Raw genomic sequence first — 21,741 nt, forward strand, 5'->3', positions numbered from 1 at the left:
AAAATTGATCTTTTGTCACGGAGTTTAATGAATTATATTTTTTGGGATATGCAACTCTTAACCAAAACACATCCATATGTTAGGAAAAGTTAAAAAATTATGAAACCAAAAACCCTTGAACAGGTTCTGGCTGAAAATAAGGGCAAACCCATCCTCGTCGCAAACCGGGGTATTCCTGCCCGCCGGCTCTGCCGTTCAATTTCTGAGATGGAAGCCATCTCAATTATGACTGCAACCGATATCGATAAAACCTCCCCCTCTACCCGCAGTGCTCAGGAACTGATGCTGTTAGGAGAATATCCTACCTCTTATCTTGATATTGATCTTATTATTGAAAAAGCCAAAAAACGCGGAGTTATTGGCATTCACCCCGGTTGGGGCTTTGCTGCGGAGGATGAAGCTTTTCCTCTGAAATGTGAAAAAGCCGGTATTCACTTTATCGGCCCACCCCATGATGCCATGCGGCTTCTCGGCAACAAAGTTGCCGTCCGTAAACTGGCCATTGAACTGGATGTTCCGGTCGTTCCGGGTACGGAAGGTGCCGTTACGCTGGAAGAGGCACGTCTCTTTGCCCAAAAAATCGGTTATCCGGTCATGCTGAAAGCTGAAGGCGGCGGTGGCGGCCGGGGAATCTACGAAGTATATTCCGAAAAAGAACTTGAATCCGCTTTTATCAAGGCCTCGGCATTTGCCCAGGCCTCTTTCGGCAATCCCAAACTGTTCATGGAAAGACTGCTGATCAACGTGCGTCATATTGAAATTCAAGTTGCCGCCGATCAGCACGGCAATGTTTTTGCTTTTGATGAAAGGGACTGCACGATTCAGAGAAATCATCAGAAACTGGTCGAAATTACCCCTTCCCCCTGGCCGGGCATGACCGATGAACTTCGCTCCAAACTCAAAGAGTATGCGGTCAAGCTGGTCAAGCATGTGAATTATCATTCTCTGGCAACGGTCGAATTCCTGGTGGATATGGATGGAACACCCTATCTCATTGAGGTTAACACCCGGCTTCAGGTTGAACACGGGATTACGGAATGCCGTTACGGTGTGGATCTTGTGGCTGAACAGATCGCTATTGCCTTTGGTTCGACGCTCAGTTTCAACGAAGAGGATACCAAACCGTACCAGCATGCCATGCAGGTCAGAATCAACTGTGAAGATCCCCAGAATAATTTTTCACCCAATGCGGGTCTGATAACGCGGCACGCACCACCGGGCGGTACGGGTGTCCGGCTCAATACCTGTATCAGTTCAGGATACGAATTTCCATCCCAGTATGACTCGGCCGCGACCCTGCTGATCTCTTTCGGCCGCAGCTGGAACAAATGCGTCAAGGTAATGCGGCGCGCTTTGCGTGAGTATCATATCGGCGGCGTGAAGACGACCATCCCGTTTCATCTTCAGGTTCTCGAAGACCCGGTTTTCAATTCAGGCGTTTATGATACCAAATTCATTGAAAAAACACCGGAACTGATGAAATATGTTTATCAGGCACCCGAGACCGTAAGGCTTTCACGTCTGGTGGCTGAAATTTCGGCCAAGGGATATAATGAGTTTGTCCAGCTAGGCGAATATCGTGGACGGGATGACAAACGGGTCGGACCTTTCAAACCGGTCCCACCCCCTGAAGTGAACAACAATTTTGTCTACCCGTATCCCCGTGGAGACCGCCAGGCTATTCTGGATTTTGTTCGGGACAGCGGTTATATTCATTTTACGGATACAACGACCCGTGATGTGACCCAGTCCAACAGTGGAAATCGCTTCCGTCTGGCCGAGGACAGACTGGTCGGTCCGTATCTGGATAGATGCGGTTTCTTCTCTTTGGAAAACGGCGGCGGTGCCCATTTCCATGTCGCCATGCTGGCCAACATGACCTACCCGTTTACCGAAGCCGCAGAGTGGAATCAATTTGCTCCTCAGACGCTCAAGCAGATTCTGATCCGCTCAACCAATGTACTGGGATACAAACCGCAGCCTCGTAATCTGATGCGTAAGACCGGTGAAATGATCTGCGAACATTATGATGTGATTCGTTGCTTTGATTTTTTAAATCACATTGAAAATATGCGTCCCTTTGCTGAAGTGGCCATGGCTTCCCAAACCAATATCTTTGAGCCGGCCATTTCTCTTTCCTTTGCACAGGGCTTCGACGTAAAGCATTATCTGTCGGTGACGGATGAAATCGTGTCGATGATCGTGGGCGTTTCCGGCCTGACAATGAATAAAGCGCTCCGTACAATTATACTGTGTCTCAAGGACATGGCCGGTGTCTGCCCCCCCAGATTCATCCGTGAGCTGGTGGCCGCGATTCGCAAAAAATATCCTGAACTTATCATTCATTATCATCGTCATTATACCGACGGATTGTTTGTTCCGGCCGTGGGTGCGGCGGCCCAAGCCGGCGCCAACATCGTGGACACCGGAATCGGTGCATCCGTCCGCTGGTATGGCCAGGGTGAAGTGCTTTCGACAGCAGCCTACATTGAAGATGAACTCGGCCTGAAAACCAACCTGAACAAAGACATGATCCGTTCCTGCGGCTTCATGCTCAAACAGATCATGCCCTACTACGACCGCTACTGTTCACCCTATTTCAAAGGCATCGATTATGATGTCGTCGAACACGGCATGCCGGGCGGCGCGACCTCTTCTTCCCAGGAAGGCGCCATGAAACAGGGATATATCCATCTTCTGCCGCATATGCTGGAATTCCTGAAAGGAACACGCAAGGTCACCCGTTATCATGATGTGACGCCGGGCTCTCAGATTACATGGAATACCGCATTCCTGGCAGTTACCGGAGCTTATCAGCGCGGCGGTGAAGAAGCGGTCCAGCGTTTGATAGATACCCTAAAAGCCGTCAATACCATCCCTGAAAAGGATCTGTCCAGGGAGAGCAAGGCGGCACGGTTGGAACTGTACCGCGACAGCAATGACGCTTTCCGGGCTCTGCTGCGGGGCAATTTCGGTAAACTGCCGCTCGGTTTCCCGCCGGATTGGGTTTATGAAAGTGCATTCGGCGAGAATTATCAGGAGGCCATCGCCGGCCGGACAGAGGAATCACCGCTGAATACGCTTGAAGATATTGATCTTGATGTGGAACGTGACAAGCTCAGGGATCTGATCCACCGGGAACCCACGGATGAAGAATTTGTTCTGTATCTGAACCATCCAGGGGATGCACTGAAAACCTTCGAGTTTACGGCAAAATTCAGCGACCCGAACAATCTTCCCGTGGATGTCTGGTTTGAAGGTATGGAAATCGGTGCTGAAATGGAATTTACGGACAGCAGCGGCAAACCCCATCAGATCACCATTCTGGATATTTCCCCTCCGAAAGAGACCGGACACTGTGTGGTCCGTTACCTTTTCGATTCGGAAGTTTTTATATATAAAGTGAAAGTCAGTGAAGCCTCCGGCAGAGGAACAGAATCCGTTGAAATGGCCGATGTCCGCAATATCTATCATATTGCGGCGCCGAGCAACGGCGATCTGTGGGTGATGTATGCCAATGAAGGAGACTTTATCCAGAAAGGCCAAGAAATTTTCAACATTTCGATCATGAAACAGGAGAAAGCTGTTCTCTCTCCGGTTGACGGTATTGTCAAACGGGTTCTGAAAAGAGCCAATTATCAGGAAACCAAAAAGATGGTCCCGGTTGTCAACGGTGAACTCCTTGTGGAACTTTCACCCGCATCGGATACCTGCCCGAACTGCAAAAGTCCCATCAACGTGGATCAGCAGAAATTTTGTCCGATATGCGGACACAAAATCGGTGCCCGTATCGAAACGGATATACAGGCTTAGCTGCATATATTTATTCATATCGTTTAATTTTTATAGCGGAAACTTAACCCGGGCCTTTCAATCCGAGCTATTTCCAAAGCGATTGAGAGGCCCGTTTTTTTAGTCTGGCAATCCTATTTCAACAGGCTTGCTCATGGGAGGTTTTGCGACCAAGCACAAAAAGCCGGCTATGATGAGAAGAAAAGTGAAGGCTGAAAAGGGAATCCGGTAGTTATGGGAAAGGTCAAAAGAGAACGCCGTCTCGAATCGTTCCGTACACAAGGGCAAATGAAGTTGCCGGTATTTTTTAATCAATGATTTTTCATACGATTACCGCGCAGGAGCAACAGCTTGTTGCTGGTTAAGCGGATCCATGATATGGTTACGCTGAACCTGAAATGCGCAAGCCAGATGACAACTGATTGTATTTGTTTAAATTTATTATCAATTGAATTTAAACGTTTCTAAAAACGGCGTTGCAGCTTTTAGGTTAAACTTCAATCTTTTTTCCTACAGGAAGTGCGATATGAAAAAATTAGGTGACATCCTGATGGGCAATGAGCCGTTTGAAGAAATTCTTATGGGCAATGAAGCGATCGTCAGAGCGATGGTGGAAACCGGAACAAAAGTGGCGACCTCCTATCCGGGATCGCCGACACCTGAGATCGCAGCGGCCATCAACAGTATCCCTGAAGAAAAACGGCCATTTTACTTTGAGTTTTCCGTCAATGAAAAGGTGGCCAGTGAAGTGGCCTTCGGCGCGGCAGTTAACGGCAATTTAAGTTGCGTTTTTTTTAAAAGCGTGGGGTTGAATGTCGCATTGGACACTGTTGTTCAGTTCAGTTTGATGAATATTATTGGCGGTTTAGTGATTGTTGTGGGCGATGATCCCGGTGCGAATTCATCCCAAAATGAACAGGACAACCGGAATGTTTATCATATGGCCCGGCTGACTGTCTTTGAGCCGGCATCGCCGAAAGAGGCCTATTTATATTATACCTGAGTTAGCGGCATAAAGATTGCTTTTTTAATTATAACATATTGAAATTTTAATATAAAATTAATACAATGGCATTAAAAAAACATTCACTTCGGAGGTGAAGACCGATGCCGACCACTATCAATGTAAAACATGGAAATGAAAACCTTGTCAGTCAAAGCGGATTGCTCCCTGTAGGTGCATTGCTTAAGTCGATTAATTTTGCCCAGCGGTTCAAAAATTTACCGGATGTACATTGTGTTGATCCTAATATTTCTCATGGAGAGATCCTTTCGTCCATGTTGGGACTTATTTGTGTTGGTAAGCCAGACTATATCGCTATTGAAATTTTCAGGCAGGATCCATTTTTCTTTACACAATCTCTGGGAATCAGCAATTGTCCTTCTCAATCAACATTGCGTGAACGCATTGACCTGATCGGGGAATCTGCCAATGAACTTATCAAGGAGGCTTCAGTTGAAATGATTCGAGGCAAAGCACCCGCCATTTCACCGGTTCAGACGAGTGTCGGCAATTATATTCCCTTAGATCTGGACGTTAGCCCTTTTGACAATTCAAAAACGAAAAAGAGGGAGTTTCCAGGACATACAAAGGCTGTGATGGCTATGCACCAATGTTCGGATATTTAGGAACTGAAGGATACTTAATCAATGTAGAGCTTAGAGAAGGCAGCCAGCATTGTCAAAAAAACACCCCGGAATTCATTCAAGAAATATTAAAATTAACCAGGCAGATTACCCAGGAACCTCTTCTTATCCGTCTTGATTCAGGAAATGACAGTCAGGATAATTTTGAAGTAATAAAAACATGCGAAGGTGTTGATGTCTTGGTTAAGCGCAATTTACGTAAAGAATCTTTGGATGGTTGGCTTATCCTGGCCCAGAATACTGAAAGCGTTAGATTGATTCGCTGTGGACACAAAAGTGTGTGGGTCGGGCAAACAACTGTTGACCCAAAAGGGCGGGCATTGCCACGTCCGATTGTCTTCAAAGTGACTGAACGATATGAAGAAAAAGGGGAGCCCCTGCTTTTTCCCACAATTGAAGTCGAGACCTATTGGGTTACCATCGCCGGGCTGAGCCCCCAAGAGGTCATCAATTTATACCATGATCATGGAACCAGTGAACAATTTCATTCAGAAATCAAAAGTGATCTTGGGTTAGAACGCTTCCCCAGTTGCCGTTTTAGCAGCAACAGCCTGATTCTCCATCTTGCTCTTTTGGCGTATAACATTCTTAGAATCATAGGCCAAATTAGCCTTGAGGAGCAGGATGAGAACAATCTTCCGATCAACCGTAGAAAAAAAGTCTCACGAAGGAGGTTAAGAACAGTTATGCAGGATTTAATGTATATGGCTGGCCGTTTAATATATAGTGGTCGGCGGTGGAGCATTTCATTTGGTAAGATCAACCCGTTTGCCCAATTGGCTGAGAACGTATTGTACCGGTTACGTTGTTCTCCAGGATAAGCACATTATTGGGTAAAAAATCGGGATGGAGAAGTTATGCGCAGAGCGCTAATGGTGAACTGTGCCTATCTGGCGTGATTTGACCATGGGTAATCAAGTATAGTTCAGTAAAAAAATGGATTAGCTAAGATTGCTGGCCAATAAGTCATCAAATATGATCTTGGGTCAGGGTTTGCAGAGGCCAAGCCTCAGCAGATTTTTATGTATCAGAGCGCAAGGGTTGGCTAAGCAAATTTTATGCCGGGAATCCAGGTTATAAATATGCGGCCGAGTTTGTAAAAAAAGAACATACCGCCGCTGTACTGCGACTGACCACCCATGTGTGTCATGCCAGGGAAAAAGTCGGATTCGACAGATTCGACCCGCCGCCTTTGTTTCGTAATGATTTCAATCCGGACAACGGTCCGTATATTCCCCTGACATCCGCGGCACTGGAGATGAAAGCTACGGCGATCCAGAAATTAAAGCAGGCTCGACGTTTTGCGAGAACCAAAAACCTGAATACCATTCTATCTTCCGATGGAAACCAGGGCCTGGGAATCATCACATCCGGCTTGACCTACCTGTCTGTTCTGGATGTCCTTGAAACAACCCAAGTGCGCCCGGACATCTTAAAACTGGGCATGATCAATCCCCTGGACGAAGAGATTCTTATTGATTTTCTGTCATCACACAAGCAGGTGCTGGTGCTTGAGGAACTGGACAATATACTGGAGCTTCAGATCAAATCCCTGGCATTTGACAAGGGGATAAGTACTTCCATCATCGGTAAAGTTGATGATGACGATTTTATTGGTGAATACACCCCGGATAAAACCTTGAAAAAGTTGGGGACGGTCTGGCCGGATTTGGTTTTAGATCCGATATATGAAGATGCTGAGGTGTTTGACGTGCCGGCAAGGCCGGCGCAAATGTGTCCGGGTTGCGGCCACCGGAGTGCTTTTTTTGCCATTAAGAAAGCGTTGTCTGCATCAGATATTACTGTGGCGGATATCGGGTGTCACACGCTGGGGTTTATGCCGCCGTATAACATCGGCGAAATTTTAATGTGTATGGGGGCGTCTACTGGCATTGCATCAGGACTCTCTCTGGAGAACGGCAAACGGGTGGTGGCGTTTCTGGGTGATTCCACTTTTTTCCACGCCGGACTTCCCGGAATTATCAATGCCGTGTTCAACCGGCATGATGTGACGCTGATCATAATGGAAAACGAAACAACTGCCATGACGGGACACCAGGATCACGCCGGCAAATCAATTTCGATTGAGGCCCTTTTAAACGGGCTCGGCATCGAACAGGTTCTGTCGTGTGATACATATAACCAGGAAAGACTCACGGATCTGGTCAGGCAATCCATGGCACACAAAGGCCTGAGTGTTGTCATTGCCCGTCATCCATGCATGTTGAAATTGACCCGTGCCCAGAGGAAGAAACCAGGGTATGTCCAGAAGCACATTTCCATTGATCAGGCTGCCTGCACCCGAACCCATTATTGTGTCGGGCAGTTCGGCTGCCCCACCTTTATACGGAATAAAGACGGCCGTATAGACATTAATCTTGATCTGTGTATCGGGGATGGGTCCTGCCGTCCCTCCTGTCCTGAACAGGCGGTCGGATTTGACAAGGAGGAGAAATGAAAACCTTTAACATCTATATGACCGGGGTTGGTGGCCAGGGAATCGGATTGCTCAGTCAGACGTTGCTGCGCGCGATTGATTATGCCGGTGTTAAAGCCATTGCAGTGGATACTCACGGGCTTGCACAGAGAGGCGGGGTGGTGGTCTCGCGGATCCGATGCGGGGAAGCGGTTCACTCTCCTTTGATCATGAAGAAGAGTGCGGACCTGGTTCTGGGAATGGAGATTCATGAAGCCATGCGGGGAGTGGTAACCGCCGGCAAAGAGGGGGGGACACTTGTATTTCTGGATGTCTCCTGGCAGCCGCTGCCGGTGCGACTCGGTCAAAATCAAGAGATTTCCTTTGAAGATATCCTTGATGCATGTCAAACCACCGGCGTCATACCGATAAAAGTCGATATTGGCCGTCTGAAGGATTCACGGATGCAGAATATGGCTCTTTTGGGTACCATTGCCGGAAGAAAACTGATCCCTTATACCGAACCCCATCATTTTTTCAATGCATTGGATGACCTTCTGGCAGGCAGGGTGCTGGAGGAAAATAAACGTCTGTTTAAGGAATATATGTCACGCTAAAATAACACAAAGGACAGCGGAAGAGAGTGCGCCATACAGAGATGATCCGACGGATCACTGGGCCCTATAACCTTAATACCTATTTTCTGGTCTGCAAAAAAACCAGGAAGGCGGTCATTATTGATCCGGGCGGAACGGTTGAGGAAATTGCGGATTTTATCCGGAAAAACAATCTCATCCCTGATAAAATCGTGTTGACCCATGGTCATGCGGATCAGTTCTTTTCAATGGATGCATTCAAGGAAATGGCCAGGATACCTTATTGCCTGCACCGGGCGGATGATGATTTCTTTAAGGATCCCGAAGTAAGGATCAAAACAAAACAGTCGGTTGGGTTGCCGCCGCCCCATCCGGCAGATATCAGGATGAATGATGGCGATACCCTTGTCTTTGGTTGTTGTGAACTGGCCGTTATCCATACCCCCGGGCATACTCCCGGTTCGGTCTGTCTGCTGTGCGAGGACCATCTTTTTACGGGGGATGCCATCTTTGTGGGAGAGGCGGGACGAACCGATTTGCCCGGCGGAGATCTTCCTTGCCTGATTGATTCCATCAGGATTAAAATACTGCCCCTTGACAAAAAAACACTGATCTTTCCGGGTCACCACCGTAACGGCGATCCTTGGTGGTCGACCCTAGAACAGGAGATGAAGACTAATATATATATCACCGATTTTATTTTGGATGAACCATGATGTCAGTTCAATGAAATTTTTATTCATGTTGCCGGCTCTAAGCAGTTACATTGTTAAGCTCATCCAAAGACAATCTTGATAATCCGTGAGCATATGGAAAAGTAACCCAAACGACAATATTTTGATCGTTTTTGCCCTGGAAAAGAAAAAGAGCAAAAAATAAACAGAAATTGCATAGTAAGAATGTAACGGATGGAAGCCTATACTGCATCTTGCCGGATCGAATATCGGGTCAGCCGTTAAATGGTCTAAATCTACCAGCATCGTTGCAAGCATTATTAACCATGCCTTTTTCCAATCTTCTCTAAAAAAAAACCAGGCAATCACTCCTGGAAAAACCAAATGTAAACTGTAGTGGGTTATCTGTTGTAAAGCACGCAGCATTTTGCCGTTACTCCTGTATGTTGATCAGAGGGGGAGTAAATTTGGTTTGGGCTTTCCTTTATACTGATAGTTCAAGCTATACTGATAGTTCAAGCCACTCAAACCAGATGGGATAGTTTTCTTTGTACCAGGCCAGAATCTGTTTGAGCATCTCCTGCTCGGCAGCGGAAATGGTCGTCGGCGTAATTTTGTCAAAGCGTAGCACCATCTTATCTCCAAAATATTCAAGGGCTTCGGTGCAAAGTGTCTGAAGCTCGTTGCGAATCCTGCCGGAGTCTGAAATTTTAACGGCCCGGGTTCTGAAATCCTCTCCCTTGAAAAACCGGTTGAGCAGCGGCGAGAAAATCAGCTTGCTCTGCTGTATGGGCTCTAACAGGCGAAGGGCAAAGGTGATGGCCTTGTCCCCGAACTCTGAAGTGACCCGAACCGTGACTTCCCAGGTGTCCTCGCTGATCTGTTTTACGCCTTGGGCACCGCTGTAAGGATCCGGCAGCATATATCCCGACACGGCCAGGGTCTGCCATTTTTTTGCGGCAATCAGATCGCTTGCATTGATGGTGCGCGGTTTTAATGGGATGCCGGCGTTTTTAGCTTCCACGATACTGTTTCGGTAAATTTCAATCATTTCCGGGGGCACATCGGTTCCAAACAGATCCTGTTCAAGTATTGTGGCAAAATTGTTGTCTTGGGGATCAAGCTTCATGGCCGCTGCATCCTTGTCATAGGGCAGCTTGAATTTTGAGGAGAGTACGGCAAGGGATACATCCAGGCCCAGAATGCCGGACAGACTGGCCGCCTGCATGGCTTCGGCCGAAGCGGCATATCCGTCCACCACCAGCAGGTGAATGTCACCCTTGTCATCGGTCCAGGGCTTGACCGCAAAGGTCGGCGCATAGGTACCTGAATCGGTGAACGGCGCTATCCCTGTGGGCAGAATCCAGTTTTCATCAATAAGATGTGCACCGATATCCCGCCACTGATCCCAGATTTTTTCAATTCTTTCCCGGCGGGTGTTTCCGGTAAGGGTCCAGACATGAACATTTTCGGCCTTAATGCCGTTAAAGGTCTCCTGAATGGCATCCATGACCATATAACGCGGGGTAAAATAATTAACCAGGACGGATTTGTAGGCTGCATTCTCCACAACCTGTTCCGGGAGTACAAGGCACCCCATATATCCCTCATACTGGTCACTGATGATCAAAGGCTGGTCAAAGAGGTGAAAGACACTCATGGGGCCTGTGGGTTCTCCCTTGGCAAACCTTGAGGTGTTTTCCAGGGTGTCAATGGCCGCACCCCACACCGTGATGTCCCGCTTCTGGATATCCCGGGAAAATTTCTCCCAGGCATATTCAGGATCGTTGATCAGCCGCAGTACCCGGTCTTCAAGAAATTTGGCCACCTGGGGCCGGGCATAGATCCTTCCGAATCCCAACAGGGGATTGGCGCCCATCTCTGCTGTTTCTCCGGCTTTGGGCATCAGCCCTTCGCCTAAACAGACCATGATGGCATGATTTTCCGGCAAGGTGCGGGACAGATACCACAGACTTTCGCTCATGGCGTAAGCGGAAATGGCATCGGCATCTTTTTTTACCAGGTTCAACTCTGTTTTGGGCAGCCCCTTTCCTTCCCCGTACCGGCCGAACAGTCGGGTGCCCAGGGCCGTGACAGCAGCGGTGATCGCCAGCATTTTTTCGGTACGTCCGTCAGTGAAGGAGACCGTATCCATATGGCGGCGTTTAATTTTTCTTTGGGACGTGTCGCTGTACCAGTGAATGCGCACATCTTCCAGCCATAAATGAAATCGGCCTAATATGGGGCGGGTGTCAAAGGCCCATTGGGAAATCAGATTCTGTTTTTGTACATCCGCCGGTGAGATGTTTTTTGCTGATCGGGTAGAATTGTCAGTTGCCGTGGTCATGGAATACACTTTTTATATGAAAGATGTGAGTTTTGAGTGGTTAGTAGTGAGATCTATATAAGCTATTTTCCTCACAACGCACATCTTTCATTGTTTGTTGTGTCCGTCAGGACATGGTCGTTATTTAGGCATGCTCGCTGTCGTGAGTTTCAGGGGCTGCGTCATGAGATTCAGGTGCAACTTCATGAGTTTCAGGCGCTGCGTCATCAGATTAAGGGGCAACCCCCTGGGATTCAGGCGTTGCGTCATGGGACTCAGGTGCAACCTCCTGAGTTTCAGGCGCTTTCTCATCAGATTCAGGAGCAACCTTCTGGGATTCAGGTGCTGCGTCATGGGACTCAGGTGCAACCTCCTGAGTTTCAGGCGCTTTCTCATCAGATTCAGGAGCAACTTCCTGGGATTCAGGCGCTGCGTCATGGGATATTGCTGGGAGATCCGGGGTAAGAATGCTCTCTGCCATAGCTTCCATGGCGCGGTCAGGGTCAGCTTCCACTTCATTTAAAATGTTGTCTACTGTAGTATCCTCAAGCCAGTAGACCTTGCCGTCGCTGACATCATAGATGGCACCCACCACTTTGGCTTTACCGGCCTTGACAAGTTCGCGTGTGGCAGCACTTTGCATGAACAGGTCCCGAATACTGATCCAGACATTTTCTTCAATGGCAAGGGGAATTATTTGATCACCTTTTGCCTGGGGATACTTTTCTATGGTTTGTCTGACAGCAGGTTCAATATTATCGACCAGCGGCGGAATATTTTTTTCTACAGCATGGTCGTGTCCATTGATCGCCCGGGTGACGGCGGTCACTGCGCCGCATTGTGTATGGCCCAGTACGACCATAACCGGTGTGCGAACATGCGCCAGGCCATATTCTATGGATCCGACTTCATCCGTATCACATACATTGCCGGCCACACGGATCACAAAAATATCCATTACCCCGGCATCAAAAATCGCTTCTACAGGCACCTGGGAATCAGAACAAGTGAGGATTGTGGCATACGCATGGTCCGCCTGATCTTCCATGCCGGCCTGAATCATCCGTTGTTTGGTCAGATGCGGATGTTCGGATTTTTCACTGACAAAGCGTTGATTTCCATCTTTCAGCATCTGAAGCGCTTCGTCCGGGCTGGGTTTTTGTTTTTCCGATTCTCCTGAACAGCCGGCAAATGCAAGCATGCATGTCAGCAGCAGGCATAAGAGCAACTGAAGTGATGTTTTTTTCATTTTCCTTCTCCTTAGAATCATTATTATGTTTAAATCAAAAATTTCAAATACCACATTTATCCGGATTGTTCACCTTTTTTGTTTCAGATCCGACGTTCATAAAAGGCTCATGATCAAAATAAGTTGTTTTGGTCAGCCGCGTCCTGTATGGTGAGCCGGTATGAACCAGATCACTTATACCTTACCCGATACCGGTCACATCAATGAGGTCTTAAAGGGTGTCGTGGACCGGGTCACATTCCATAATCCGGACAATGGCTGGTCCATTCTCAAGGTATTGCCCTTTGATCGTCCGGGCACCAGGGAAACCGTTGTGGTGCATCAGACTAAAGTATTTGCCGGTGCAACCATGGAATTTGAGGGAGAATGGACGGTACACCCGAAATTCGGCCGGCAGTTCAAGGCCGTGCATGCCAGCGAGCAAAAACCTGCTACGGCATCGGCCCTGGAAAAATATCTTGGTTCCGGATTGATCAAGGGGGTGGGGCCCAAAACCGCAAAAAAAATCGTGGGATATTTCAAGGACCAGACCCTGGATGTCTTTGAATCCGATATTGATCGCCTTGTGGAAGTGCCTGGAATTGCCCACAAAAAGCTTGAAATGATTTCAACGGCCTGGGCGGAGCACCGGGCCATACGGGATGTGATGATGTTTCTGCAGTCCCACGGGATTTCCACGTTGTTTTCCGTTCGTATTTATAAGGAATATGGTCAGGATGCCATTGCCTGGATCACCCAGGACCCTTATCGCCTGGCGTCTGATTTTTTCGGCATTGGTTTTTTTACTGCGGATAAGGTGGCCTTAAGCATTGGCCTTGGAACGGACAGTCCCCCAAGAATCACCGCCGGTATCCGTCACGTACTCTCCGCAGCCAGAGAGTTCGGGCACTGTTATCTTACGTTTCCCCAGATTAAGGAACAGGTAAAAGAGTTGCTAGAGCTTGATCTGTCACAGCAGCTTGAAACCCTTCTGGCAGGGATGGAAGCCCAGCGGCTTCTGATGCGCAGGGATCTGCTTGATGGCAACGGGCAGCCTGTGGCCTGTTACTATGCCCGGTCTCTTTATTTTGACGAGGCGTATGTGGCAAAGCGTCTTTCAGATCCAGGGGCTGGGCGGACCTTTGACCAGGCCCGGATCGACCGGTGGGTGACGCTGTACTGTCAACGCTGTCAGATGCAGCTTTCGGTTGAGCAGACCGCAGCGGTCAAGGGGGTGGTACAGCAGCAGTTTTCCGTTTTCACCGGTGGGCCCGGATGCGGTAAGACCACTGCCACACGGGTGATGGTCCGCCTGCTGGAGGCCATGGGTCTGAAGGTGATGCTGGCCGCGCCCACGGGCCGGGCTGCCCACCGTATGAGCGAGGTGATAGGAAAACCGGCAAAAACCATTCACCGGCTTTTGGGCTGGAAAGCCGGGGGATTTAAACGAAATGAAAGCTCCCCTATAAAGACAGACTTTCTGGTGGTGGACGAGTGCTCCATGCTGGATATCAATCTGACCGCCTCCTTGCTCAAAGCCGTGCCAAAGCTGAGTCAGGTGGTATTTATCGGCGACTGCGACCAGTTGCCTTCGGTGGGGGCGGGAAATGTGCTTAAGGATATTATTGCTTCACAGGCAGTGCCCTGTTTCCGGCTTACCCAGGTGTTTCGCCAGGCCCAGTCTTCGATGATTATTAAATTTGCACACCAAATTAACAGGGGCCGGATGCCATGGATAAAAAGCCCATTTAAGTATCCCTCCATATGGCAGGACGGCACCGATTGCCTGTTCATTGATTCCGATGAAGCCACCAAAGAACAGATTGCCTTTGTCAGCAGGGTTAAACGTTTGTATATGAATGATGTTGATCCGGAAACATCAAACAGCGGTGGCGTTCAAGAGGGTTTGGCCCCGGGTGATGCCCGGGACAATGATCATGGCGATTTGTATGAATTCAGGGTTGCCGAGTCGTGTTCACCCTGGGAGACTGAAATTGCCATACCTAAGAAGTTTGCCCATGTGGATTTGGTCCGTCTGGCAGGCACTGAAAATCGCGTTGAAGAGCTTATGGAAGTGGTGGGAAAGGTCCACCCATGGTCCTCTTTGCATTATGGTCTTTCTGCTTTGGATGCGGTGAAAAAATTATATCTGGAGTGGATTCCCAAATACCTGGGAAAAAATACGGAAATCCAGATCCTTTCCCCCATGACCCGGGGCAGTCTCGGCACCCTTTCTCTAAATCGTGAAATCCAGGATATCCATAATCCCATGGGAGCGGGTAAGGCCCAACTCACCGTGGGCCGGCGGGTATTCAGAACCGGGGATCGGGTGATCCATAGAAAGAACAACTATGATTTGGGGGTATTTAACGGAGACATCGGCATCATTGACCGGATCAACACCATGGATATTAGCTGTACGGTCCGGTTTCTACCGGATAACCGGCTGGTGGACTACCAGCAGACAGATATCATGGAACTTGACCTGGCTTATGCCATTACCATCCATAAATCCCAGGGAAGTGAATTTGAAGTGGTCATCATTCCGGTATTGACCCAGCATTTTAAAATGCTCTTCCGCAATTTGATTTACACGGGAATCACCCGTGCCAGAAAACTGGCTGTGTTTGTAGGGACCCGAAGAGCTTTAGGCATGGCCGTAGGAAACCAGGATATCAGCCGCCGCCAGACCGCGCTTCAGGCGTTGCTCTCAAAAGAGGTAAACGTATAGCCGATGCGGCTTGTTTTTATTGAAGTTCTTCATTTATTTTGTTCTTAAGTTTTCCCGCACATTTGAACGTGACAACCCGTCTTTTTTCAAGGATCATGGCATCTCCTGTGGCCGGGTTCCTTCCTTTTCTCGGTGATTTTTCGATTACCTGGAATTTTCCGAATCCGGAAACCATAATATCTTCACCCGAAGCCAGGGTAGATTTCATGATTTCAATCAGGGTTTCAAGTACTTCTTTGGACTGAGATGGGTTTTGGTCAAATATATTTGAAATTTTTTCGATGAGTGTGGATTTGGTACAAGTCAAAATTTCAGCCTTTTCTTTAGTTTAGATTGGATGGACTTGGATTATATTAATCGGTTTTCCAAAAGAGTCAAGCAATTAGATGGAGGCCTGACTCTAATATTTTTCAAAATCATCATCCAGTGAATCCTCCCCCATGTCCAGCACAACGCCCTGGATTTGGCCCAGAGTCTCCGGTCTGTTGGTAATGACCTTCGTAGTTGAATCACGCTTCTCACGGCTGTCAGTTGTTCGGTCTTTTTTAGATATGGGGTTTTCCTGTTGCGGGTTCTGCTCCCGGATTTTCATTTTTTCAATCCTGAAGTGGGAGATTGCCTGTTGGAGTTGTCCTGCCTGGGCCGATAGCTCTTCGGCGGTTGAGGACATCTCTTCAGCAGAACTGGCGTTCTGCTGGATAATTTGATCCAGTTGCTGCAGGGCCAGGTTTATCTGGTCTGCACCTGTGTTTTGTTCCGCAGAAGCCGCATTGATCTCCTGAACCAGCTCTGATGTCTTGCGGATATCCGGAACGATTTTGTTGAGCATTTTACCGGCATTTTCAGCGATTTCAACACTGGACGTTGACAAATTGCTGATTTCACTGGCTGCAGCCTGGCTGCGTTCGGCAAGCTTTCTGACCGCATCTGCCACCACGGCAAACCCCTTGCCGTGCTCCCCGGCCCGGGCTGCCTCAATGGCGGCATTTAAGGCCAGCATGTTGGTCTGTCTTGCAATCTCTTCGATAATTAAAATTTTGTCTGCAATTTTCCTCATGGCCACAACGGTTTGGGCCACAGCCCGGCCTCCCTGTTCGGCATCTTCAGTTGCCTGAACAGCTAACCGTTCAGTCTGCTGGGCATTATCTGCGTTCTGTTTGATATTGCCGGACATTTCCTCCATGGCCGCCGAAGCCTGTTCCGCAGAGGAAGCCTGTTCCGTAGCGCCCTGGGACATCTGTTGTGCCGTGGCGCTGAGCTCTTCGCTGCCAGCAGCAACATTGCTTACGGCATGCTGGACCTCATCGACAATCTCCGTAAGCGATGTTACCATATGCTTCATGGCCTTTTGAAGATCTCCAATCTCATCCTCACTGCTGGATTCAATATTTACGTTCAGGTTACCCTGGGCAAGCTTGTTGGCCGCATCAACACCCTGGGAAAGGGGCAGCTCAATGTATTTTTTGGTCATGAATCGAACCCAGAAGAAGGCCCCGAGTATGAGTATGGCAATGGTTGCAGTCGTAAAAAGGATTTGGTCCCGGACCATATTATGGAGTTGTTTTCTTTTCTCCACTATTTTATTTTGCACCCCGTCAGTATATACGCCTGTGACAACAATCCAGTCCCAGGGTTTGAAGTATTTGAAATATCCGATTTTCGGTTCATTTTTTTCAGATCCTAATTTGGGCCAGGTATAATTTATGTGGCCCTGACCGTCAGACTTGACCATCTCAATAATTTCCCTGAATACAAATCTTCCGGAGGCGTCTTTTTTGTCCATAAAATTTTTGCCAATAGTTTCCTGATTTAAATGGGCTATAATATTGGCTTGGGTATCCATGATGTAAAAATAGGCATTGTCCCCATAGTTCATATCAGAGACACTGTTTATGGCTACTTGTTGTGCGTCTTTTTCAGCTTTGTCAACGTATATGCCTGTACCGATGATCCAGTCCCACGGTTTGAAGTAACGGACATAGGAGAGTTTTTTCAGCCATTTTTTGCTGTCATTAGGGGAGGGCCAAATATAGCCGACATATCCTTCTCCCGTTTCCTTGCATAGACGGGCCATCTCCACAAACATGGGGATATCGGTTCCTTCGGCCATAATGATTTTCCCGTTTTTGGTATACCGGGAAATATCTTTTCCATTCAACGACGGTACCGTAGGATGCTGAACCATTTTGGGGTATGTGTCATTGATCCAGAAATAGTTATTGTTCTCATAGCGCAACGCTTCAATTTGGGCCCCAATTTTTTTTTGGACGGTTTCCATTTTTTGATCTTCCATGCCGTCAATATGGGCGGACGGTTCCATGGCTTGTGTATACGCCCTGTTGATCATGGAATAAGGGAGGTCCACAAGATTTTTTAATTCTGCACCATATCTCTTTTTTATATCTTCAATCCTAACAGCCTGGCTGTGAACCTTTACGACCATGGTATAGACCGTGTCCACTAAGTCTATGAGTTTTTGTCTGCCTTCATCCATCAGCTCGTTTTCAAAGGCAGCAATATTTTCACGGGCCTGGTGGATTGTGCTGTAAAGAGAGTAGCTCCCCACGATGCTTATTGAAATGATAATTGTCAGGATAACGATTACGATAATTTTTGTTTTGATTTTTAAGTTTTTAAAACGCATCCCATCCCCCCTTTGCTACAGATTGCATCGGCAGTTAACTATATCACTATGGTAATATCTTTACGAGGCTTGCGTTGTCAACATCAATCCCTTCATTTGCTTGGATTCAAGATATGGTGGCGCTTGTTGAATCCATAACCGAATATTCAAAGAAAATCTCATCGCTTCGGATTTAGGCGAAAAAATAGGCGATCTGGATGATAATATTGAACTTTTTTGACACAAAATTTTGATTGGCGTATATTTTAAAAAAATAGCGATGAATTCAGATAAGGAGTATGCATGGTTTCCAAAAATCAAGATAAGGACGGCAACCTGGTGATGAAAATTGAAGGGTCTTTATCTGCGTATGACGTGGGAGAGCTCAAAAATCGTTTGTTGACGGGGCTGACAAATTATCAAGGGATTGTTTTTGATATTAATGGCGTAACCGACTGTGATACTCTGGGGGTTCAGCTCCTTTTATCGGCCAAAAAAACAGCTGACAAGTTAAATAAAACATTTCATATCACAGGTTACTCCCAGTCGATTCAGGATGCGGTAACCGGGGTGGGACTGAAAGCGGAAGATTTCCTCTGTTTCTCGAAGGAGGCTTAAGGAATGGCAAGGGTCATTATGACGGTGGATGATTCAACCAGCATAAGAGAGATGCTCAATTTTACATTAAACCAGGCTGGTTATGAAGTCGTTGAAGCTGTGGATGGGCAGGAGGCGACCGATAAACTTGCCGGTCTCCACATTGATATGCTGTTGACCGATTTGAATATGCCCAACAAGAATGGCCTAGAGCTGATTGAATGGGTTCGGTCCATGCCAAAATTTAAGTTTATTCCCATTATTATGCTGACAACCGAGTCCGATACGGAGATGAAACAAAAAGGCAAAGCTGCCGGAGCCACGGGGTGGATTGTGAAACCGTTTAAACCCGAGCAACTGATTGCCGTAGTAAAGAAAGTTCTTCGTTAATCCAATCGTGCCAAGGGACTCGGAAAAGGAGAATTCTTGGCTTGAACATGTATATTAGAGGACATATCCCATGAATGAATCCAACAGATTCATTGCAGAGTTCTACAACGAAGCCGAAGAACTTCTCTCTGGTGTTGAAGACGCGGTTTTGGATATTGAAGAAAATCCCGGGGACCAGGAAGCGGTAAACCGGCTCTTTCGCGCCATGCATACCATCAAGGGATCCGGGTCCATGTTCGGATTCGATGCCATTTCCGAGTTTGCACATCATGTTGAAACAGCACTGGATAAAGTTCGAAACGGAACGCTTCCTGTGAGCAAGACGCTTATCGATTTGATCCTGGTGTCACGGGATCGCATCACGGCCATGCTTGCCGAAGCCAACGGTGCAGGTCCACCGGTAGATCCCCGGGAAGGGGAGCAAATCATTGCCTCCCTTAAGGGTCTGCTTCATTCCGATGTCGCGGAAGCACCCGTTGACGAATTCCCAAAAGATGAGCCGGAAAAAGCCTGTGTGCCGGATGCACCTGCACCTCAGAACGAAGCGGTGTATCGTATCCGGATTTCACCTGATCCGGATATCTTTGCCATGGGCATGGATCCGGTCATGCTCCTCTATGATCTTGCAGATATGGGGGAGTGCTGTGTCATGGTCCATACTGAAAAAGTACCGGATCTGGAAAATATTTCCCCGGAATCATGCTATCTTTTCTGGGACATCCTTTTAACCACGACCAAGAGCGTCAATGCAGTCAAAGATGTTTTCATATTTGTGGAGGATACTTGCGAAATCGTCATTGAAACCGTTGAAGAAAAGGCAGCTGCATTGGAGGCGTCGACGGTGCCCAGGTCGGGGGACATTCTTGCCGAGTGTGGTGATACCCACAAAAAAGTCATAGACCAGGAATCCGATACACTTTTCAAGGAAAGGCTCAAGCCTGCACAAAAAGAGCAAAAGGTTGTTACCCAAACGCATAAATCCGCTGTCGCATCAACTATGCGTGTTCCATCAGACAGGCTTGACAAGCTGATCAACCTGGTGGGCGAACTGGTTATTACCCAGGCCCGACTGACCCAGGTGGCCTCAAACATCGATAATACAGACTTAGGCGAGTCCGTGGAGGAGATTGAGCGCCTGACCGGTGAACTTCGCGACAGTGTACTCAATATCAGGATGATGCCTATCGGCATAACATTCAACAAATTTCGGCGACTGGTGAGGGATTTGTCCTCCCAGCTCAACAAAGAGATTGAGCTTATTACCAAGGGTGCGGAAACAGAACTTGATAAAACCGTTCTGGAACGTCTTGATGATCCCCTGGTGCATCTGATCCGCAACAGTATTGATCATGGTGTGGAACCCCCTGATGTTAGAGAGCGGACCGGAAAACCTAAAAAAGGGACCATTATCCTGTCCGCCGGTCACAGGGGAACCAATGTCGTCATTACCATCCAGGATGATGGTAAGGGGCTCGATATAGAGACCATCCGGAAAAAAGCTGTGGAAACCGGGGTGATTCCTGAAAATGCAGAAATACCCGATAAAAAAATATTTACCCAGATTCTTGCCCCCGGATTTTCAACCACCAGTGAAGTGACAAGTGTATCCGGCCGGGGTGTGGGTCTGGATGTGGTAAAAAGAACCATTGAATCCCTAAGGGGGCGCATTGACATTGACAGCGTACCTGGTGAAGGGACCAAAATTACGCTTATTCTTCCTTTAACCCTTGCTATTATCAATGGTCTGCTTGTAAACATCGAAGATGATTTTTTTGTACTGCCTTTGATGTCCGTTGAAGAATGTGTTGAGATTAAAAGCAAGGAAATCGAAACGATCAACGGCAGGAACATTCTAAATGTTCGCGGGAATATGGTGCCCTATATCCGGCTTCGGGACCGTTTTCACATAGCGGGGCGTCGTCCGGAGGTGGAACATATCGTTATTACGAATGTCAATGACAGTCGTATCGGTTTTGTTGTGGACCATGTGATCGGGGGACATCAGACAGTGATAAAACCTTTGGGTCCGGCTTTCAGATATAATAAGGAGATATCCGGAGCTACCATCTTAGGGGATGGCACCGTAGCCTTGATTTTAGACACCAATGTTCTTCTGGAAAGCGCATGACAGATTACTCATATAGGAGGGAGGTCAATGAGTGTACAGGGCATCACCCAAACAAGCCAATACCTGACATTTAAACTGGACAATGAAATTTATGCCATGGACATCACAACGGTCCGTGAGGTACTTGATATTACTCAAATCACCAAAGTGCCCCAGATGCCGGACTTCATGTGTGGAGTTATCAATCTGAGGGGGAGCGTCGTGCCGGTTGTGGATCTCAGACTTAAATTCGGTCTGGAAAAGGCAGCGTCCGTAAGGGAAGCATGCATTGTTATTATTGAGATCGTTCTTGATGACGAAGAGACCGTCCTTGGTATTTTGGTGGATTCGGTTCAGGAAGTCATAACCCTTGAACCCGAACAGATTGATCCCCCACCAAGGATCGGTATCCGTCTTAAGACTCAATTTATAAAAGGTATGGGGAAAAAAGATAAAGAATTTATTATCATTCTTGAAACGGTCAAAGTTTTTTCTGCCGAGGAGCTTGCCGTTGTCCAGACGACTGATGATATCCTTATGCCTGAAACACCCGGGGGGACAAATGTTGAGAATGAAAACGATGATTAGACGCAATGGCTTGTTGTGGGCACCCC

The 21,741-nt window shown here is 47.7% G+C and carries 17 protein-coding genes; 12 read left to right on the forward strand and 5 right to left on the reverse strand.

The features are described 5' to 3' along the window. Window positions 1-99 precede the first annotated feature (99 nt). From DESPODRAFT_RS09640 to DESPODRAFT_RS09665, 7 genes are all read left to right on the forward strand, one after another. Window positions 100-3,813 carry a pyruvate carboxylase gene (locus DESPODRAFT_RS09640; protein WP_004073205.1) on the forward strand — a complete coding sequence of 1,238 codons (3,714 nt, stop codon included), beginning with the start codon at window positions 100-102 and terminating at the stop codon, window positions 3,811-3,813. 505 nt (window positions 3,814-4,318) lie between these two features. Beyond that, window positions 4,319-4,795, forward strand: a complete 477-nt coding sequence (locus DESPODRAFT_RS09645) for a hypothetical protein (protein WP_040015927.1) — start codon at window positions 4,319-4,321, stop codon at window positions 4,793-4,795. A gap of 104 nt (window positions 4,796-4,899) precedes the next feature. Beyond that, window positions 4,900-5,421, forward strand: a complete 522-nt coding sequence (locus DESPODRAFT_RS21050) for a hypothetical protein (RefSeq protein ID WP_052314674.1) — start codon at window positions 4,900-4,902, stop codon at window positions 5,419-5,421. Then, window positions 5,406-6,260, forward strand: a complete 855-nt coding sequence (locus DESPODRAFT_RS21055; protein ID WP_052314677.1) for an IS1380 family transposase — start codon at window positions 5,406-5,408, stop codon at window positions 6,258-6,260. The genes DESPODRAFT_RS21050 and DESPODRAFT_RS21055 overlap by 16 nt, the downstream gene beginning before the upstream one ends. 320 nt (window positions 6,261-6,580) lie before the next feature. Then, window positions 6,581-7,897 (forward strand): thiamine pyrophosphate-dependent enzyme, encoded by a 1,317-nt coding sequence (locus tag DESPODRAFT_RS09655; RefSeq protein ID WP_052314687.1) that lies wholly within the window; start codon window positions 6,581-6,583, stop codon window positions 7,895-7,897. Continuing rightward, entirely contained in the window at window positions 7,894-8,472 is a 579-nt protein-coding gene (locus DESPODRAFT_RS09660) for a 2-oxoacid:acceptor oxidoreductase family protein (protein ID WP_004073207.1), read from the forward strand. The genes DESPODRAFT_RS09655 and DESPODRAFT_RS09660 overlap by 4 nt, the downstream gene beginning before the upstream one ends. Before the next feature lie 26 nt (window positions 8,473-8,498). Beyond that, complete coding sequence (locus DESPODRAFT_RS09665; protein ID WP_245531884.1) at window positions 8,499-9,167, forward strand: MBL fold metallo-hydrolase; 669 nt, start codon at window positions 8,499-8,501, stop codon at window positions 9,165-9,167. A 45-nt stretch (window positions 9,168-9,212) separates the two neighbouring features. Here the strand turns inward: DESPODRAFT_RS09665 and DESPODRAFT_RS09670 are convergent, their stop codons facing one another. The 3 genes from DESPODRAFT_RS09670 to DESPODRAFT_RS09680 all read right to left on the reverse strand — a co-directional run bounded on the left by DESPODRAFT_RS09670 (window position 9,213) and on the right by DESPODRAFT_RS09680 (window position 12,700). After that, window positions 9,213-9,551, reverse strand: a complete 339-nt coding sequence (locus DESPODRAFT_RS09670) for a DUF6122 family protein (RefSeq protein ID WP_004073211.1) — start codon at window positions 9,549-9,551, stop codon at window positions 9,213-9,215. A 76-nt stretch (window positions 9,552-9,627) separates the two neighbouring features. After that, the gene (locus DESPODRAFT_RS09675) at window positions 9,628-11,472 is read right to left on the reverse strand and encodes a hypothetical protein (protein WP_004073213.1); all 1,845 of its coding nucleotides are present in this window, start codon (window positions 11,470-11,472) and stop codon (window positions 9,628-9,630) included. A 211-nt stretch (window positions 11,473-11,683) separates the two neighbouring features. Beyond that, window positions 11,684-12,700 (reverse strand): carbonic anhydrase, encoded by a 1,017-nt coding sequence (locus DESPODRAFT_RS09680; RefSeq protein ID WP_004073216.1) that lies wholly within the window; start codon window positions 12,698-12,700, stop codon window positions 11,684-11,686. 160 nt (window positions 12,701-12,860) lie between these two features. Here DESPODRAFT_RS09680 and recD2 point away from each other — a divergent pair, with 160 nt between their 5' ends. Then, window positions 12,861-15,410, forward strand: a complete 2,550-nt coding sequence (recD2, locus tag DESPODRAFT_RS09685; RefSeq protein WP_004073218.1) for an SF1B family DNA helicase RecD2 — start codon at window positions 12,861-12,863, stop codon at window positions 15,408-15,410. A gap of 16 nt (window positions 15,411-15,426) precedes the next feature. On the opposite strand, the gene DESPODRAFT_RS09690 is transcribed toward recD2, so the two are convergent. Then, the gene (locus DESPODRAFT_RS09690) at window positions 15,427-15,717 is read right to left on the reverse strand and encodes an integration host factor subunit alpha (RefSeq protein WP_004073220.1); all 291 of its coding nucleotides are present in this window, start codon (window positions 15,715-15,717) and stop codon (window positions 15,427-15,429) included. Window positions 15,718-15,810: 93 nt separating this feature from the next. Further along, a complete protein-coding gene (locus tag DESPODRAFT_RS09695; RefSeq protein WP_004073223.1) occupies window positions 15,811-18,054 on the reverse strand; it encodes a methyl-accepting chemotaxis protein in 2,244 nt (747 codons plus the stop codon). A gap of 282 nt (window positions 18,055-18,336) precedes the next feature. Between DESPODRAFT_RS09695 and DESPODRAFT_RS09700 the strand changes: the two genes are divergently transcribed. From DESPODRAFT_RS09700 to DESPODRAFT_RS09715, 4 genes are all read left to right on the forward strand, one after another. Next, the gene (locus DESPODRAFT_RS09700; protein WP_004073225.1) at window positions 18,337-18,651 is read left to right on the forward strand and encodes an STAS domain-containing protein; all 315 of its coding nucleotides are present in this window, start codon (window positions 18,337-18,339) and stop codon (window positions 18,649-18,651) included. A gap of 3 nt (window positions 18,652-18,654) precedes the next feature. After that, the gene (locus DESPODRAFT_RS09705; protein WP_004073227.1) at window positions 18,655-19,020 is read left to right on the forward strand and encodes a response regulator; all 366 of its coding nucleotides are present in this window, start codon (window positions 18,655-18,657) and stop codon (window positions 19,018-19,020) included. Between the two features lie 70 nt (window positions 19,021-19,090). Continuing rightward, window positions 19,091-21,148 (forward strand): chemotaxis protein CheA, encoded by a 2,058-nt coding sequence (locus tag DESPODRAFT_RS09710; protein ID WP_004073229.1) that lies wholly within the window; start codon window positions 19,091-19,093, stop codon window positions 21,146-21,148. 27 nt (window positions 21,149-21,175) lie between these two features. Then, window positions 21,176-21,715, forward strand: a complete 540-nt coding sequence (locus DESPODRAFT_RS09715; protein WP_004073231.1) for a chemotaxis protein CheW — start codon at window positions 21,176-21,178, stop codon at window positions 21,713-21,715. Window positions 21,716-21,741 lie beyond the last annotated feature (26 nt).

Source organism: Desulfobacter postgatei 2ac9 (assembly GCF_000233695.2).
Lineage (GTDB): Bacteria > Desulfobacterota > Desulfobacteria > Desulfobacterales > Desulfobacteraceae > Desulfobacter > Desulfobacter postgatei.

Bases quoted from the DNA above. Each gene is read 5' to 3' on its own strand.
- DESPODRAFT_RS09645 (WP_040015927.1), top strand. From the start codon at position 4,319: ATGAAAAAATTAGGTGACATCCTGATGGGCAATGAGCCGTTTGAAGAA.
- DESPODRAFT_RS09675 (WP_004073213.1), bottom strand. From the start codon at position 11,472: ATGACCACGGCAACTGACAATTCTACCCGATCAGCAAAAAACATCTCA.
- DESPODRAFT_RS09710 (WP_004073229.1), top strand. From the start codon at position 19,091: ATGAATGAATCCAACAGATTCATTGCAGAGTTCTACAACGAAGCCGAA.
- recD2 (WP_004073218.1), top strand. From the start codon at position 12,861: ATGAACCAGATCACTTATACCTTACCCGATACCGGTCACATCAATGAG.
- DESPODRAFT_RS21055 (WP_052314677.1), top strand. From the start codon at position 5,406: ATGTTCGGATATTTAGGAACTGAAGGATACTTAATCAATGTAGAGCTT.
- DESPODRAFT_RS09705 (WP_004073227.1), top strand. From the start codon at position 18,655: ATGGCAAGGGTCATTATGACGGTGGATGATTCAACCAGCATAAGAGAG.
- DESPODRAFT_RS09715 (WP_004073231.1), top strand. From the start codon at position 21,176: ATGAGTGTACAGGGCATCACCCAAACAAGCCAATACCTGACATTTAAA.
- DESPODRAFT_RS09680 (WP_004073216.1), bottom strand. From the start codon at position 12,700: ATGAAAAAAACATCACTTCAGTTGCTCTTATGCCTGCTGCTGACATGC.
- DESPODRAFT_RS21050 (WP_052314674.1), top strand. From the start codon at position 4,900: ATGCCGACCACTATCAATGTAAAACATGGAAATGAAAACCTTGTCAGT.
- DESPODRAFT_RS09640 (WP_004073205.1), top strand. From the start codon at position 100: ATGAAACCAAAAACCCTTGAACAGGTTCTGGCTGAAAATAAGGGCAAA.
- DESPODRAFT_RS09670 (WP_004073211.1), bottom strand. From the start codon at position 9,551: ATGCTGCGTGCTTTACAACAGATAACCCACTACAGTTTACATTTGGTT.
- DESPODRAFT_RS09700 (WP_004073225.1), top strand. From the start codon at position 18,337: ATGGTTTCCAAAAATCAAGATAAGGACGGCAACCTGGTGATGAAAATT.
- DESPODRAFT_RS09695 (WP_004073223.1), bottom strand. From the start codon at position 18,054: ATGCGTTTTAAAAACTTAAAAATCAAAACAAAAATTATCGTAATCGTT.
- DESPODRAFT_RS09660 (WP_004073207.1), top strand. From the start codon at position 7,894: ATGAAAACCTTTAACATCTATATGACCGGGGTTGGTGGCCAGGGAATC.